The organism is Streptomyces poonensis (assembly GCF_014650915.1).
Taxonomy (GTDB): Bacteria; Actinomycetota; Actinomycetes; order Streptomycetales; family Streptomycetaceae; genus Streptomyces; species Streptomyces poonensis.
Genome location: NZ_BMVW01000005.1, coordinates 105,554 through 121,233 on the forward strand (window position 1 = coordinate 105,554; position 15,680 = coordinate 121,233).

At 64.0% G+C, this 15,680-nt stretch carries 10 protein-coding genes; 6 read left to right on the forward strand and 4 right to left on the reverse strand.

Annotated features, from left to right (window positions below; all coding sequences use genetic code 11):
- The first annotated feature begins 942 nt into the window (after positions 1-942).
- The 3 genes from IE242_RS15425 to IE242_RS15435 all read left to right on the forward strand — a co-directional run bounded on the left by IE242_RS15425 (position 943) and on the right by IE242_RS15435 (position 4,419).
- Entirely contained in the window at positions 943-1,548 is a 606-nt protein-coding gene (locus IE242_RS15425) for an NYN domain-containing protein (RefSeq protein ID WP_189859465.1), read from the forward strand.
- A gap of 84 nt (positions 1,549-1,632) precedes the next feature.
- Positions 1,633-3,063, forward strand: coding sequence for a DNA sulfur modification protein DndB (locus IE242_RS15430; RefSeq protein ID WP_189859467.1), 1,431 nt, complete (start codon positions 1,633-1,635; stop codon positions 3,061-3,063).
- Positions 3,064-3,093: 30 nt separating this feature from the next.
- Positions 3,094-4,419 carry an SRA domain-containing endonuclease gene (locus tag IE242_RS15435; RefSeq protein ID WP_189859468.1) on the forward strand — a complete coding sequence of 442 codons (1,326 nt, stop codon included), beginning with the start codon at positions 3,094-3,096 and terminating at the stop codon, positions 4,417-4,419.
- 3,166 nt (positions 4,420-7,585) lie between these two features.
- Here the strand turns inward: IE242_RS15435 and IE242_RS15440 are convergent.
- The 4 genes from IE242_RS15440 to IE242_RS15455 all read right to left on the reverse strand — a co-directional run bounded on the left by IE242_RS15440 (position 7,586) and on the right by IE242_RS15455 (position 12,518).
- Positions 7,586-9,232 carry a hypothetical protein gene (locus IE242_RS15440; protein ID WP_189859469.1) on the reverse strand — a complete coding sequence of 549 codons (1,647 nt, stop codon included), beginning with the start codon at positions 9,230-9,232 and terminating at the stop codon, positions 7,586-7,588.
- Positions 9,233-9,632: 400 nt separating this feature from the next.
- Positions 9,633-11,285, reverse strand: a complete 1,653-nt coding sequence (locus IE242_RS15445; protein WP_189859471.1) for a hypothetical protein — start codon at positions 11,283-11,285, stop codon at positions 9,633-9,635.
- Between the two features lie 207 nt (positions 11,286-11,492).
- Positions 11,493-11,801, reverse strand: coding sequence for a hypothetical protein (locus IE242_RS15450; protein WP_189859473.1), 309 nt, complete (start codon positions 11,799-11,801; stop codon positions 11,493-11,495).
- A gap of 408 nt (positions 11,802-12,209) precedes the next feature.
- Entirely contained in the window at positions 12,210-12,518 is a 309-nt protein-coding gene (locus IE242_RS15455; RefSeq protein ID WP_189859475.1) for a hypothetical protein, read from the reverse strand.
- A 175-nt stretch (positions 12,519-12,693) separates the two neighbouring features.
- Here IE242_RS15455 and IE242_RS15460 point away from each other — a divergent pair, with 175 nt between their 5' ends.
- The 3 genes from IE242_RS15460 (at position 12,694) to IE242_RS15470 (ending at position 15,394) form a co-directional block, all read left to right on the forward strand.
- The gene (locus tag IE242_RS15460; RefSeq protein WP_189859477.1) at positions 12,694-13,053 is read left to right on the forward strand and encodes an arsenate reductase family protein; all 360 of its coding nucleotides are present in this window, start codon (positions 12,694-12,696) and stop codon (positions 13,051-13,053) included.
- A 287-nt stretch (positions 13,054-13,340) separates the two neighbouring features.
- On the forward strand, positions 13,341-14,369 hold the full coding sequence (gene glnII / locus IE242_RS15465; protein ID WP_189859479.1) for a glutamine synthetase: 1,029 nt from the start codon (positions 13,341-13,343) through the stop codon (positions 14,367-14,369).
- A 101-nt stretch (positions 14,370-14,470) separates the two neighbouring features.
- Positions 14,471-15,394 (forward strand): DUF6891 domain-containing protein, encoded by a 924-nt coding sequence (locus IE242_RS15470; RefSeq protein ID WP_189859481.1) that lies wholly within the window; start codon positions 14,471-14,473, stop codon positions 15,392-15,394.
- Positions 15,395-15,680 lie beyond the last annotated feature (286 nt).

Genomic DNA, 15,680 nt, shown 5'->3' on the forward strand with positions numbered 1-15,680 from the left:
CCAACAGGCCCGGGCCGCTCAACGAAGTCGGGATCGATCCAAGGACCGAGGGGCCGCGCACGCGCGGCGGCGCTGTCCGTCCGTCGCCACCGCTCAGCGGCCAAGAACCCAGCACCGTGCCATGGGGTACAGGGGATTGCCGCACAGCAGGTCACAGACGCTTTGTGGTAGCGAAAAGGCCGGATCGCGGCGGCGGTTCCCAGCGGGCTACCTCGCTACCGGGTCCGGGGCCCCGTGGCTGGGGCGGTCGGCTCCGCGACTTCAACGGTCAATGCATGGGTATCAATTGACCACGATGTTCTGGCAGCGTTCGACTCAGGAGCGTCACCAGTCGGTGACGGCCGGGCCACTCAACCCGTCACCCGGTTCCCTGACCAGGTCCGATCCAAGGCGGGGATGGCTACAGATGAACCTCCAACGTGACCACCGGCCAGCTCGTCGGTAGCTACCATGTCGAGAAGCCGGCGCTGCCAACAGCAGTGTTGTTTGCTACTCTTCAGGTATCAACACCCCGCAGTGAAGGCTAGCCAAGCTAGCGCGCTGCGTATTATTGCCCCGGGGAGCCGCAAGGCTCCCCGTATTTTTTTGCCCAGCACCATCTATAACGCTCGGCACTGACCATTGCTCCGGACATCCCGCCATGAAGCAGCATTCAAACCCGAGATGTTACGCTCCGTGAGCATACATGCGCTCCTTGCGCATAGGGCGCGTCGGCCCGCTCCGTTGAGTAGCGGACTATCCCCACGGTCAAATCTTGTCATGCACACGCCATCAAGGGTGAGTGAAGGGGCCGCTAGGCTTCTGGCTCGGGACGAGTGCGATCCAACAAAAAAACCGCCAGGCTATTTTTTCGGGTACAGTGGTCAACGTTCGGCGGCTCGTCCTCATGCACTCGAGCCCCGCAGGAAGCCCCATGGGGAGAAGGGCAGGTCCGAGGTGTTAGTGCGAGCACGAGTCTTCGTCGACTTCTGGAACTTCCAGCTGGGCTGGAACGGTGCGGCAGGCTCGGGGGTGAACTGCGACTGGAAGCGACTGCCTAGAACGCTGGTCACCGCAACTCAAGATCTTCTGGCAACCACTGGAAGCAACGTGACCGTGTCGCTCGAGGAGACTCTCGTGCACGCTTCGGTCAACGAAGCGACTGAGAAGCCGCTCCAGAACTGGCTGACCAACTTCCTCGATCAGCAGCCCAGCTACGACGTGAAAGTGCGAACACGTCGCCCGAGGCCTCGAAAGGTCTACTGCCGCTCTTGCCAGACCGAGACGAGCAAGTGCTCGAGCTGCGGGGAGCCCTTCATCTCCAACGGTGAGAAGGGCGTGGACGCAGCTCTTGTCACTGACCTCTTGTCCCTCGCCTGGCAGCGTGCCTACGACGTTGCAATTCTCGTTTCCGGAGATGCCGACTACGTGCCGGCCGTCGAGTATGTGCAGAGTCAAGGACTCAAGGTCATCAACGCGGTCTGGGCCTCCAAAGGGCATGACCTGCGCAACGCCTGCTGGGGCAGCTTCCGGCTGGACGACCAGGTCGCTGCGTTGACGCGGAGCTAAGTTCTCCCGTGGGACGGCTCGACTCTCACCTCCCAGACTGAGAGTCGAGCCGTTGCAGCTCGGGGCTACATGAAGGGTGAGTACATGACGACCCAATCCAGTGATCCCACGGTTGGCGCAGCTGCAGAGGCGCTTCGAGACGGGTCTATTTCCATTCCCGCGAAGTTTGAGGCAATCGGCTTTTTGTCCAACGCCGGAACCATGCGCAAGATCACCTTCACGATCCCATTCAAGCAGGTAGCTGATCAACTCACCTTCGATCGCCTGTTGGAGCGCCACGATTTCGACGCGGAGAGCCTCACAACTCCTGGTCAGCGAGACATTAGCGAGAAACACGCAGAAAAGATCACTGCGTTCTTGCTTGAGACGGATCGACCGTATCTTGGAACGCTAACTATCGCAATGCCTGAAAGTCAAGTGGATATTGAAGTCCTGCAACCCATTGCGAAGCATGTCTCACTCGTGAAATTGGTCGTCCCCGTAACAAGCGAAAACCCGATCGTTGAGGACGGTCAACACCGAGTAAGGGGCTTGACTGACGCTTGGCGTAAAATCGCGAGTGATCCATTCTCGGAGAAATATGCTCACGCGCGCCGTACTCTAGAAAGCAGTAGCATTGAGATGACCCTTTTGCTGGAGGGTGAGCCATCCGTGCTATCCACCATCTTTGTCAAGATGGCGAGTACGCGTCCGATCAGCGCTAGCTTGATTGCAATTATGGATAGCAGTGCCGTGCAAAATCGGCTTGGTCAGCAAGTGACACGTAAGAGCCGCTACCTATCGGATCGCACTGCTTACCTCGGCGCCAAAGCAGCACAGAAGTTGGCTGCCTCCAAAGGGAAAAAGTATGACCCACTATACCCTGCTGCTGCGGTGAGGTCTGCTGCTGCTGCTATTGCTGGTGTGGGTGTACGAGACCGAACCCCCGACCAACGCGAAGATATTTTGGTTCAAATCTTCTCCCGGCGAGCGAAGCAGGAGGGATGGCCACTAGATAAAGTCATTGAGGTTACCGCTGACGAGATCGTCGCAGACCTTGACTATGCATTCACGCGCATCCCCGGATGGAATAGGATGGCTGCAGACGAGCTGTCGGCTTCAGAGTTCAAGGCCGAATATGTACATTCATCTGCGGCAGGTCTTCATGTGATTGCAAACGTCATCGCAGCCGCCAAACTCGCTGGACTTGGAACTCGGCGTGTAATCGATGAACTCGCGAAGTTGCCTTGGCGTCGAGATGACCTACGCGAGGTGACTGTGGATGGGGAGGTAACGAAGGTCCATGAGCTGTTCGAGGACACACTGGTTCGCACAGCATTCGATGTAAAGACTGGTGATTATAGGGCCGGTCAAGCGGGTGCCACACGCGGAGCCTACGAGGAGGCTATCCGTAAGGTGATCGGCGCTCTCGCTAGTAACTCCGAGGAAATGGCAACTATGCAAGCGCAGCCTGTTCAATTCACACTTGGGCTTGTGTCTGCCGGCCGTGGCAGGCCACGAAAAAAGCAGGCTTGACTCTAGTTCTTCTTCAACCCTGGGGGGGTTATGGCCACGTGGCTCTTGACCTGCAATCCTAATGTCTTCGACCTTCAGCGTTTCCGCAACGATGGGCATGTCCTCACATCGTGGACGATCTCCCAATACAAGAGAGACGTGGCCGCCGGCGACCAATTCGTGCTGTGGATGTCCGGGGTTAATGCTGGCGTCATCGCCCGCGGCCACTTCACTGGCGGGGCAACTCGCGGTATGCAAGAAACTGCTTACTGGGCGAGTGATCCAGGTGAAAAGGACTACGTTCCGCTAGAAGTCGATCAATGGCTCAATCATCACGTACCTAAAAATCAGCTTGCTGCTGATCCCCGAATGGTCCGCGCGACCATCCTCACCATGCCTGGTGGGCGTAATCCTCACAAATTGAACGCTGAACAGTGGGAGGCGATCCTCGAGGCCATTAGTAGTTCGAAAGATGAGGATTCCGAGTGGTATCTGAAACCCGGGGACGAAATTCGACGAGTTGACCTACACAAGCGTTACGGCGGGAGCTCCCAGAACGGCATCAGCCCATCCGGGAAGACGAAGAATATCCTCATCTTCACGGCAGCCAGCTCGGGTCACCAGCACGGTTACTTTGATACGTGGAACGAGGACGGGACCTTCCACTACACGGGCGAAGGTCAAGTCGGCGACCAAGAGATGATCCGGGGTAACAAGGCCATCTTGGAGCATCGTGAGACCGGCAAGCGACTGCGCTTGTTCGACGGTGCCCGGGGAACGGTGCGTTACCTCGGGGAGTGGGTTCTCGACCCAGACTGCCCATACTCCGAAGGTGAGGCGCCGGCGACCGGTGGAGGTCCCCTGCGCAAGGTCATTCGTTTTCACCTGGTACCGGTCAAAACCACAATCACCGCTCCTGAGGTTGGTGTCGGACAAGACTATGTAGCACCAGACGAAAGCGTTGCCCCGGTGTCAGCGACGCTGAGCGCTCCGGACCCTGACCTAGTGGGGCGAAACCTGTCAGCGCACCGACGGCTGCAAAACGCTCTGGCTGAGGAAGCCGAGCAATGGGGCTTCACAGCCTTGTCTCCAGACGTGTCCGACCCCAGTTTCGATATTGCTTGGCGGGACCGCGAAGGTCGAGTGACTGTCTGTGAGGTCAAGTCGCTGACGACTGCCAACGAGACTCGTCAACTTCGGGCAGGCCTCGGGCAGGTCCTCGACTACCAGGACCAGCTACGCGACCGTGTATCGGAGGTATCGGCGGTCCTGTGGGTCGAGCGGGAACCTTCCGAGGGAAGATGGGTCAACCTATGCCGACGAGTCGGCGTCACACTGGCGTGGCCGGGCCAGGAGCGCTTGGTCTTCCAAGCCTGACCGGAAGAAGGCTGAACAACAGAGCCATCAGAAGGCCCGCTCCATGACCTCTGCGGTACAGCAGCCAAGTACAGCAACCACCGCAACCGCGACCAGCCGTCACCGGCTCCAAGCAACTTTCTGACCAGCCGGAAAGACCTCAGCGCCCTCCCCGCCCGTGGTTCGCATCGAGAGGGCCAGGGCCCCAGCACAGAGGCTCGTACCTACTCTAGGAACGAGCCTCTCACCATGCGGTACAGCAGTTCCGCCGACGCATTAAGAAGCATTCTGCAGTGCGTGCCCATGCTCATGCTCCACTTGCCACACATTGTAAATTGACCTTAGCCGGCACCCCTGATCACCTGAAACACCCACTTCGCCGCTATCCTCACCGCATCGACAGCAATCCATTATTCGATTCCTGAGATGATTCGGTTTGGCGATATTTCCCCCGAGTTCCTAACCTTGCCGGCTTGACATAGCACCATCTTCCAGATGGAGTACGCGGAGATTAAATCTGCATCGAAGGTCTCTGTCTCGCCACCTTGAGGCATCTCGTCAGCAGACATGAAAGGCATATGCCCCTCGCGGCGCAGTTGCCTCAAGACGGCCTGCTCCACTTGCCAGGCATCCGCTCCAGACTGGAATTCCTCGCGCTTGAAGAGGACCCAGCCTTGGCGGGCGTGATCTGAATATCTCCTGTTCCGCGCCGCCGAACCCGCGATACCTATCTTCACCGCTCCCAACGGATGCATAAGAACATAGACGTGGGCAGGAGCCGCATAGTCGAATCCAGAGACCGCACAGTATCGACAACCAGTCCCTTTTCTAACTTTACTCCAAACGGGTGTTACTTCCCGCCCACAGGTTACACAGATACAGCGCCAAGGCTTCTCTGAACCGGGATAGGGGCCCTGTGGGATGAACCCGGCTTCCCGCATCTTTCTATCCGCATCCACTGGATCCACAGTGTGGCCAGCGCAATACTTACACCCCGCTCGTCTCACACGAACGTCGCTGAGCCGTGGATTCACTCGGCGTTGGCACTTCGTACATACACACCGCCACGGTTTACCCGCTCCCGGATACGGAGATTCCGGCTCTAGGCCTGCACTTCGCATCACCTGAATCGCCTCGTCTGCAACGACTATCATTCCGGCACAGAATTTGCAGCCATGGCCTTTTCGAACAGTGCCAAGCATGGGAGTAACCGTGTTCCCGCATGACTCGCAGAGGCATTTCCACGGCCTACCAGAACCTGGATAGGGGACCTGCGGTATCAGCCCCCTTGAGAGCATCACCAGTCTGGCATCATTTTCCGAGAGAGTTTTCTTCTTTCTCATCCTCTCCCGTCCACAAATTCTACATCCCCTACCGTTCTTGACGGTGGCATACATCGGTGACACCACGTGACCGGATGCTGCGCAGATGCTTCGCCATGGGCGAGCCGAACCCGGATATGGCTCTTGCGGAATAAGACCAGCTTCACGCATAACTCGTTCCGCTTCAACAGGGATCACCACCTGTCCCGCGCAGAAGCGACAGCCACCGCCAGAGCGAATGTTTGAATACATGGGAGTTACACGGTTGCCACAATTCACGCATACGCATGGCCAGGGCTTGGTTACAAGACCAGGGTAGGGTTCTTCCGGCTCAAGACCGGCCGCCCGCATCACTCTCTCGGCCTCGGAAGGATCAATCACGCGGCCCGCACAGAACTTGCATCGCTTTCCAGCCCGGACGGTGCTCAGCGTGGGACTAGGCTCTTTTCCACATCTCACGCACCTACATCTCCACGGCTTCCCCGCCCCAGGGTAGGGGTCCAATGGGATAAATCCGCCAGCGCGCATTTCCTGCTCGGCCTTGGCAGGTTCCAAGACTCTCCCAGCACAGAACTTGCACCCACCTCCGGCACGCACGTTAGTGAGTATCGGTGTGACTGTCTTCCCGCAGACAGTACAGATGCACTGCCATGGCTTACTTACGCCTGGATACGGAACCTGCGGCTCCAGTCCTGCTTTACGCATCTCTTGCTCAGCCTTGGCGGGTTCCAAGACTCTTCCAGCACAGAACTTGCACCCACCTCCGGCACGCACATTGCTGAAGGTGGGTGTAATCGAGTTTCCACACGCTGTACAGATGCAGTGCCAGGGTTTCTTAGACCCTGGGTACGGCTCCTGCGGCGTCAACCCCACGCTCAGCATTACTTGAGCAGCCTCTTCGTGCGAATACCTCATTTGTGCCGCACCAGGAACGCTTGCCTTCCCAGGCTGTTGCACTCGACTAGTACCTTTTCTACAGCGGCTGCACTGGCCAGGTCCTTGCTCCTCATGACCCCCCTAGGTCTCGTTCCGTCACGACGAGCTTAAACAATGCCTCTGACATCAAGCTCCGAGGCAGTATGGGCCGCTCCGGCAAGGCCACCGCTCGCGAGGATTCATGGCTGCACTCCACCAGGCCACCCGCCGCCGCCAGGTGTCTGCGGGTGACGGTGACTGGGACAGAACATGGCGCAGTTGGATGTATCGGCATATTACCGATTCTTCGAGCGGTCGGCTGTGAGCCTCTAGTGACACCTGAGGGTCCGTGGACTATCTGTGGACGGGTGAGCCCAGCCCCTGTCGGCAAGGAGCTTTGAGCTGCATACGAGCACTAGGCAGAAGAGTTTTCCGGAGTCGTGCGCACCTCAAGCCGACGCTGGTGAACTGTGCGACCGCACCGGCGACGTGGGGTGGCAATCTGCCCGTGAGACTGGGTCAAGGCGCGTCGCTCCCACGCGCCGGGAGCGGCATCAGGTGAGTATCTAACTGCGTGACCACGCCCACGAACAACGGCGAACAAGCCCGGACGTCCTGCGGACTATCAGCACAGGTAAAGGCCGCCCGAGCCCAAAAGCTGAGCCCAGACCCCAGTTGTTTCGGGACGAAGCGGCCGTCGGGCCGTCTGTGGGCCGTCCCAGGGCGGCCCACAACGACCAAGGACGACAGACAACAACAGCATCCGTGCTGGTCAGGACAGCAGCGCACGCAGTTTCCTGAGGCCGCTGAGCCTGGAGATCACTTCTTCGACGTGTGATATCGCCCCAGGTCGGAGCGGGTAACCGCTCCTCCCCTGGGCCGGCTGTGAACCGAAGGCCGGCTCTCCCAGCACGGGAGAGCCGGCCTTCGGCTGCCTCAGGGGGCCGTGCTCACTTCACGTCCACGTAGTCCTTGCGACTGTGGCTGTAGAAGTGCTGCGATTCGTCACCGTCGTACCTGGCCTGCCAGTCGCCGTCCTTGGCCGCCTTGAAGGTCCTTTTGAACTTGCCGTTCTTGTCCGTCACGGCGGTGCCGGCCTTGCTCCAGGTGGTCTTGCCCTTCGCGCGGAAGTAGATGTCGACCCGCGCGCCGGCGAACGCACCCCACTGCCCGTCGTACCAGTGCTTCTCGTTGAGCTTGCCGGCGATCGTGAGGGAGGCGCCCTTCTTGACCGGCTCGGGACTCGCGTTGAACTCCGGGAGGGCCGTCATGTCGCGGACTATGGTGTACGACTCCGGGGCGGGGCCGCCCGGGATCTTCTTGGTGCCGGAGTACTGGAACCGCCAGACACCCTCACCCGGGTAGGGCAGGTCCGCGACCTTGACCTTGCGGGAGCTGTCGCCCTTGGCCGCGGGGCTGTCGACGGTCTTCTTGGTGACCCAGGTCTTGGAGCCCGTCGCCTTGAACTGGAGCTTCACCTTCAGGGTCGTCTTGGCCGGGAGGTCGTAACTGTCGAGGACGCTCGACACCGTGACCTTCTTGTACCGGCTGACGGTGGCGTCGGGGATCCTGTGGAAGCCGGCGCTCGTCGTCGGGTCGGGGGTGTAGCGCGCGTACGCGGCCGGCAGCCATGGCGTCAGATGGACGGCGATCGCCTGCTGTCGGGTGCCGTAGATGGGAACCTGGGCGGTGAAGCGCCCGTCCTCCCCGGCGTAGAACTTACGTACGTTGTACACCGACATGAGCGTGCCGACGGGAACCGGCTGGGAGACGCCGTTGTGGTCGCGGTAGGTGGCCCGGCCGCTCAGCGGGACGTCCGTCCCGTCCGCGCCCCTCACCGTGGACGAGTCCAGCGTGATGGTGACCCAGGGCTTGTCGACCTCGACCTGGCGGGTCAGACCGTGCGCGGCGTCCTCGTCGGCCGGCCGGAGGACCACCGCGAAGTCGTCGCGCGACGGCGTCGACTTGTCCTCCTTCTCCGTGCCCGTGAAGGTGTAGGGCGTCTCGACATGGCCCGCGGCGTCGGTGGTCAGTTCCGTCTTCGCCGCGGTCGTCTCCAGCACCAGCCGGCCGTTCGCCATCGGCGTCTCGGAGTCGTCGCGCGGGTCGCGCAGCGTCGCGTCCCCCTTGATGGTCACCGTCCTGTTCACCAGGTCCGGGTCCCCGATCACCTCGAACGTCTTGACCAGCGGGATCAGGCGGTAGTCGAGGACCGCCTCGTCCTTGTGGAGGATCGTTTCGCCTTCGGTGCCGTCGTACTCGACGTCCACCGCGTACCGGCCCAGGTCCGCCAGACGCAGCGGGGAGGTTCTGACGACGGTCACATGGGGTTCGTCCCAGTCGACGTCATCGCCCTCGTCCGCCCAGTCGAGCTCGGTGATGGTCGCCACCGGGGTGTCGGTGCCCGGCTCGCGCAGGAACACCTTCAGGTCCTTCGGCAGCTTCCTCGTACCGAAGTCCAGGAAGACCGCGTTCTCGCTGGTCCGGACCGATGGACCCGACGGAAACGGATCGGCCGCCTGTGCCGCCGCCGGAACCGCGAGCACGCCACCGAGCGCGCCGAGCGTGCACAGCACCGAGAGGGTGCGTTTTCTCATGTGTTCCCCCCAGGGAATCAGAATTCGAACAACCCTCCAGACCTCTGGAAGGGCTGGAGGGTTGTAGGGGGACTAAAGCGCGTGTTGGACGGGTGTTCGCCGGGTGTTCACCGAGGTGCGTGAACGGGTGCGGTTCGGGCCGTACGGGAGGGTGTCGCCGGCCGCCGTTGCGCTGCTGCGGACCGGACGGTGCCCCGTCACCACCCTGAGGGCGGTGACGGGGCACCGTCGTCTCACCTCGCACCAGCACCAGCACCAACGAGATCGCCCCGCTCCAGCTGCGCCCGGGAGAGCCGGCCTTCGGCTGTCGGCTGTCGGCTACCGATCCTCAGCGGCGGCCGAGACAGGCCACGTCGTCGGTGAGGGCCGTCAAGGTGCTGTCACCTCATGCGGACCGTGCTCACTTGACGTCCACGAAGTCCAGGCGGCTCTGACCGTAGAAGTGAAGATAGTTGTCGCCGGCGTACCTGGCCTGCCAGTCTCCGTCCTTGGTCGCCTTGAGGGTCTTCGTGAACTTGCCGTTCTTGTCCGTCACGGCGGTGCCGGCCTTCTTCCAGGTGGTCTTGCCCTTCGCGCGGAAGTAGAGGTCGACCCGCGCGTCGGCGAACTTCTGCCACTTCCCGCTGAAGTCGTTCTTCTCCTCGAGCTTGCCGGTGATCTTGAGGGAGGCGCCCTTCTTGACCGGCTCGGGGCTCGCGTTGAACTCCGGGAAGGCCGTCATCGAGCGGGACACCATGTACGACTCCGGGGCGGGGCCCGCCGGGATCTGCTTGGTGCCGGGGAACTGGAACCGCCAGACGCCCGCGCCCGGGTAGGGCAGGTCCGCGGCCGTGACCGTACGGGAGCTGTCGCCCTTGGCTGCGGGACTGTTGATGGTCTTCTTGGTGACCCAGGTCTTGGAGCCCAGCGCCTTGAACTGAAGGTTCACCTTCAGGGTCGTCGGGGCCGGGATGTCGTAACGGTCGAAGACGGCCGACACCGAGATCTTCTTGTAGCGGCTGACGGTGACGTCGGGTTGCCTGTGGAAGCCGGCGCTCGTCGTCGGGTCCGGGGTGACGTACGCGTACGTGGTGGGCACCCATGGCGTGCCATGGAGGGCGATCGTCTGCCGTTGGGTGCCGTAGACGGGGACCTCGGTGGTGAAGCGTCCGTCATCCCCGGTCTTGAAGCTGCGTACTTCGTACACCGACATGGGCGTGCCGACGGGAACCGGCTTGGAGACGCCGTTGCGGTCGCGGTAGGTGGCCCGGCCGCTCAGCGGGACGTCCGTCCCGTCCGCGCCCCTCACCGTGGGCGAGTCCAGCGTGATGGTGGTCGAGGCCTGGTAGACCTCGACCTGGCGGGTCAGACCGTGCGCGGCAGCCGCGCCGGCCGGCCGGAGGACCACCGCGACGTCGTTCTGGTACGTCGACGTGTCGTGCTTCTCCGTGCCCGTGAAGGTGTAGGACGTCTCGACATGGCCCGCGGCGTCGGTGGTCAGTTCCGTCTTCGCCGCGGTCGTCTCCAGGACCAGTCGGCCGTTCGCCATCGGCGTCTCGGAGTCGTCGCGCGGGTCGCGCAGCGTCGCGTCCGCCGTGACGGTCACCGTCCTGTTCTCCAGGTCCGGCTCCCCGCTCACCTCGAACCTCTTGACCTGCGGTATCAGGTGGTAGTCGAAAACCGCCTCGTCCTTGTGAAGGATCGTTTCGCCCCCGGTGCCGTCGTACTCGACGTCCACCGCGTACCGGCCCAGGTCCGCCAGGCCCAGCGCGGAGGTTCTGATACCGGTCTCACCGGGGTCGTCCTGGCAGGACGGCATGCAGATGTCCTCGTCCTGCAGGACGTCGAACTTGGTGATGGTCGCCACCGGAGTGTCGGTGCCCGTCTTGCGCAGGAGCACCTTCAGGTCCTTCGGCAGCTTGGTCGTACCGAAGTCCAGGAAGATCGCGGTCTCACTGGTCCGGACCGAGGGGCCCGACGGATACGGATCGGCCGCCTGTGCCGCCGCCGGAACCGCGAGCACGCCACCGAGCGCGCCGAGCGTGCACAGCACCGAGAGGGTGGGTCTTCTCATGTGTTCCCCCCAGAGAAAGCAACAATCGATCAGCCCGTTCAGACCTGCGGAGGGGCCGGAAGGTTGTAAAGACGACGAAACCGAGCGTTGGACGGGCGTTCGCCGGGCATTCGCCGTCTGTGCCGAGGTGCGTGAACGGGTGCGCATTCCAGGGAGGCGGGCGGAGTCCCGCCACCACTCTGAGGGTGGTGGCGGGACTCCGTCGTCTCACCTCCCGCTCTTCTCGCGCTCCTGACGGCGGGCCTCCAGAGGCCGTTCACGGCGGTAACGGCGCTCCCACTTGGCCTGGCGGTCACGGCGGTCGCGATACGCGCGGTAGGTGGACGGCATGCTCTGCGCACCGCCCGCCCCGGAACCGGAGCCGGACCCGGACGAGGACCTCTTCGACGCCTCGTCGCGGGTGCGGCCGTACTGGAGGTACACGAACAGAAGGGCCACCGCGGCGAGCCAGTAGATGTGATTGCCGAAACCCAGGACGACCAGGATCAGGGTCGCTGTGAGGACCAAGGTGGCCATGACGGGCCTCCCTCCTCGTGGGCGTGGTGATGACTGAACGTGATGACTGAACGTAATGACGTGGCTGTTGACGGATGCTGACAGATGCTGATGGGTACTGACGGATGCTGGTCGGTGCTGGGGACGAGACGTCCGCCGTCAGTGTGTCGAGAGTAGTCCGGCTCCTGGGAAGTGGCGCCTGTCCTGCGGGAAGCGTGCCGGGCGGCTCGGTCCCGCCTGTCCAGGATGCTCGCCCGATGGCTTCCCGCGCATCCGAATTTGCGGCGCGTCCGCTTCCGCCGAGGGACGGTCGACCGTGGGAGCGCTTACACGGAGTCACGGAACGCGGCGGTGCCGCCCGCCCCCACGGGGCGGACGGCACCGGAACGGTCTGACGGACGGGTCGGCTGCCGGGCCGGCCGAAGCCCCTCAGCGGCTGTAGCGCATCAGCGCACGGACCATGTGGCAGGTCGTGTCCGACGGCGGGTGGACGCCGATGAGTTCGGCCGTGCTGCGGATGGTCTCGTTGCGGGCCTGGTTGGGGACGTAGACGCCGGAGTCCAGCAGGGCGATGGCGAGGCGCATCGCCTTCAGGCGGCGGTTGTGCGTGATGTACCACTCGCGGGGACGGCCCGGCGGCAGCGGGCTCTTCTCCACGGGTGTGTACGGAAGGTCGAGCAGGACCGGCCTCTTGGCCGTGGACTGGGTGGGCAGCGGCTTGAGTGCGGCAGCGGGCACAGGCATCCTCCTGTCGCGGTCAGGGAGCCGCCGGACCCCCGGCAACTCCCTCGAACACTGCTTCAATTTTACTGCCCACCACTGACAATCGCCCCTGGCCAGAGGCACTTTGGGGGACTGTGACAAGGGCGGGTGTGACAGGGGTGGCGCCCGGTGTTTCCCGTACCGTGTGGGCATGGAGATCTGGATCAATCCGGCCTGCTCGAAGTGCCGCAGCGCGATCGGCCTGCTGGACGCGGAGGGCGCCGAGTACACCGTGCGCCGGTATCTGGAGGACGTGCCGGGCGAGGACGAGATCCGGGACGTTCTCGCGCGCCTCGGGCTGGAGCCGTGGGACATCACCCGGACACAGGAGGCCGCCGCGAAGGAGCTCGGGATGAAGGAGTGGCCCCGCGACGCCGGCTCCCGGGACCGGTGGGTGCGGGCGCTCGCCGAGCACCCGAAGCTCATCCAGCGGCCGATCATCACCGCCGACGACGGCAGCGCGGTGGTGGCGCGCACGGAGGAAGCGGTACGGGACGCCCTGTCCCGGTGAGCGGTGAGCGGTGAGCGGCGGGCGGTGAGCGGTCGTCCGGGGCGGTCCAGCGGCGGCGGGGCCGCCCGCGTCCATCGCATACGAGCGGCCGCCCAGCCCCGCACGGGATCTCACGGTGTCGCCCCACCCCGGGAAGTCGCAGGTAACACGGCCTTCACACATGGGCAACGGGCGGGAAACCGCCCGTTGACAAGCTGCGGGCATCCCACGCGGCGCCCCAGTGCCGCAGCGCCGCCGCAGGCACCCGCGCGACTGCGACCCGCAGACCCACCGAAGGATGTGGCCCCGTGACGTTCAAGGCTGAGTACATCTGGATCGACGGCACCGAGCCGACGGCCAAGCTCCGTTCCAAGACGAAGATCCTGGCCGACGACGCCAAGGGCGCCGAGCTGCCGATCTGGGGCTTCGACGGGTCCTCCACCAACCAGGCCGAGGGCCACGCCTCGGACCGCGTGCTGAAGCCGGTGTTCACCTGCCCCGACCCGATCCGCGGCGGCGACGACATCCTCGTGCTGTGCGAGGTCCTGAACATCGACATGACCCCGCACGCGTCCAACACGCGGGCCGCGCTGACCGAGGTCGCCGAGAAGTTCGCCGCGCAGGAGCCGATCTTCGGCATCGAGCAGGAGTACACCCTCTTCCAGGACGGCCGTCCGCTGGGCTTCCCGGCCGGCGGCTTCCCCGCCCCGCAGGGCGGCTACTACTGCGGTGTCGGCGCGGACGAGATCTTCGGCCGGGACGTCGTCGAGGCCCACCTGGACAACTGCCTGAAGGCCGGTCTCGGCATCTCCGGCATCAACGCCGAGGTCATGCCGGGCCAGTGGGAGTTCCAGGTCGGTCCGCTCTCCCCGCTGGTGGTCGCCGACCAGCTGTGGGTGGCCCGCTGGCTGCTCTACCGCACCGCCGAGGACTTCGGTATCTCCGCCACCCTCGACCCCAAGCCGGTCAAGGGCGACTGGAACGGCGCCGGCGCGCACACCAACTTCTCCACCAAGGCCATGCGCGAGGGCTACGACGCGATCATCACCGCGTGCGAGTCGCTCGGTGAGGGCTCCAAGCCGCTCGACCACGTCAAGAACTACGGCGCCGGCATCGACACCCGCCTCACCGGTCTGCACGAGACGGCCCCCTGGGACAAGTTCTCCTACGGCGTCTCCGACCGCGGCGCCTCGGTCCGCATCCCGTGGCAGGTCGAGAAGGACGGCAAGGGCTACATCGAGGACCGCCGCCCGAACGCCAACGTCGACCCCTACGTCGTGACGCGCCTCCTGGTGGACACCTGCTGCTCCGCGCTGGAGAAGGCCGGCCAGGTCTGACCCGCTCCCCCGCTTCCCGAAGGGGCGCCCACCGGCTTGGTGGGCGCCCCTTCCGTGTCGTACGTGACCCCGTTGTCAGTGGGGCGTGCCAGGGTGAGCACATGGAGAACGACGGGGCTCTCGCCATCAAGGTGGAGACCGAGAACTGGCAGACGCACACCCGCACTTCGCCGGAGGAGCTGCGGGAGCTGGTGTACCGCATCGGGGGTGAGCACGACCGGTGGCTGGTCGTGCAGCGGATACCCGACATACCCGACGTCTTCGTCCAGGTGTGGCACGAGGAGGGCGGCGACGCCTACCAGTTGGAGTACCGGGACGGGCGGGACCGCTTCTTCGGTACGGTCGTCACGCATCCGGAGCACGTGGCCGAGGCCATGACCGGCTGGGCCCGGCGGGCGGACGGCTGGGAGGCCGGGTTCGAGTGGACCGCACTCGACCACGACCCCCCGGAAGACGTGCCGGAGCTTCCGGACGATGTGCGCGAACAGGTGGAGGAGCACACCCGCACCCTGCTGGCCTGCGGCTACGGCACCCGCGCCCAGCTGGCCGAGGCCGCCGAGCACGTCCTGGTGGACGGTGACGACCGGCCCGTGTCCCCGGCCCAGGCACGGCGGCTCGTCGACCGGTTGTGGCTGGAGCGGCTGGCCGAGCAGGAGACATGGGAGGGGACCACCGACCCCGAGCGCCTCACCCGGGCCTTCGCGACACTGGAGGCGAGCGGCATCACCGCCAGGGAGAACTTCACCTGCTGCCGTAGCTGCGGCACCAGCGAGATAGGCGCCGAGCGCGAGGACGCGCGCGGGTTCGTGTTCTTCCACTCGCAGTGCACCGAGGGAGCGGCCGCCGGTCATGGACTGTGGCTGCTGTACGGCGGGTTCGACGGATCGGCCGGCACCACGGCGGCGGTCGGCCGGGAGGTCGTGGCGGCGCTCACCGAGGCCGGGCTGTCCGCGCAGTGGGACGGCGATCCCGGAGACGCGATCACGGTCACTCCGCTGACCTGGCACAGACGACTGGTCGGGTAGGGAGGTTGTCGCCCTTGTCACGCCGCGAGGGCGTCCACTCAGTGAGAGGAGTCTCCCGGCCCGCCCCCGGTGTCTGCTTCAATGGGGCCATGGCCAGCTTCCGGAAGTACCTCGCGACGGGTCGCCATGACCTCGAGCCCTTCTGGCCTTCCCGTCAGCACCACGACTTCGACCGGGTGTGTTGCCGCGCGACGAACGCGCCGGCCCGCTGAAGCCGTACACCCCGGCCTTCGGCCCGCGCGCACGACGTACGTCCCGGCGAGCCCGACCACGAATCGCGGCCGTC

Bases quoted from the DNA above. Each gene is read 5' to 3' on its own strand.
- IE242_RS15440 (WP_189859469.1), bottom strand. From the start codon at position 9,232: ATGAGAAAACGCACCCTCTCGGTGCTGTGCACGCTCGGCGCGCTCGGT.
- IE242_RS15430 (WP_189859467.1), top strand. From the start codon at position 1,633: ATGACGACCCAATCCAGTGATCCCACGGTTGGCGCAGCTGCAGAGGCG.
- IE242_RS15445 (WP_189859471.1), bottom strand. From the start codon at position 11,285: ATGAGAAGACCCACCCTCTCGGTGCTGTGCACGCTCGGCGCGCTCGGT.
- IE242_RS15450 (WP_189859473.1), bottom strand. From the start codon at position 11,801: ATGGCCACCTTGGTCCTCACAGCGACCCTGATCCTGGTCGTCCTGGGT.
- IE242_RS15470 (WP_189859481.1), top strand. From the start codon at position 14,471: ATGGAGAACGACGGGGCTCTCGCCATCAAGGTGGAGACCGAGAACTGG.
- IE242_RS15460 (WP_189859477.1), top strand. From the start codon at position 12,694: ATGGAGATCTGGATCAATCCGGCCTGCTCGAAGTGCCGCAGCGCGATC.
- IE242_RS15435 (WP_189859468.1), top strand. From the start codon at position 3,094: ATGGCCACGTGGCTCTTGACCTGCAATCCTAATGTCTTCGACCTTCAG.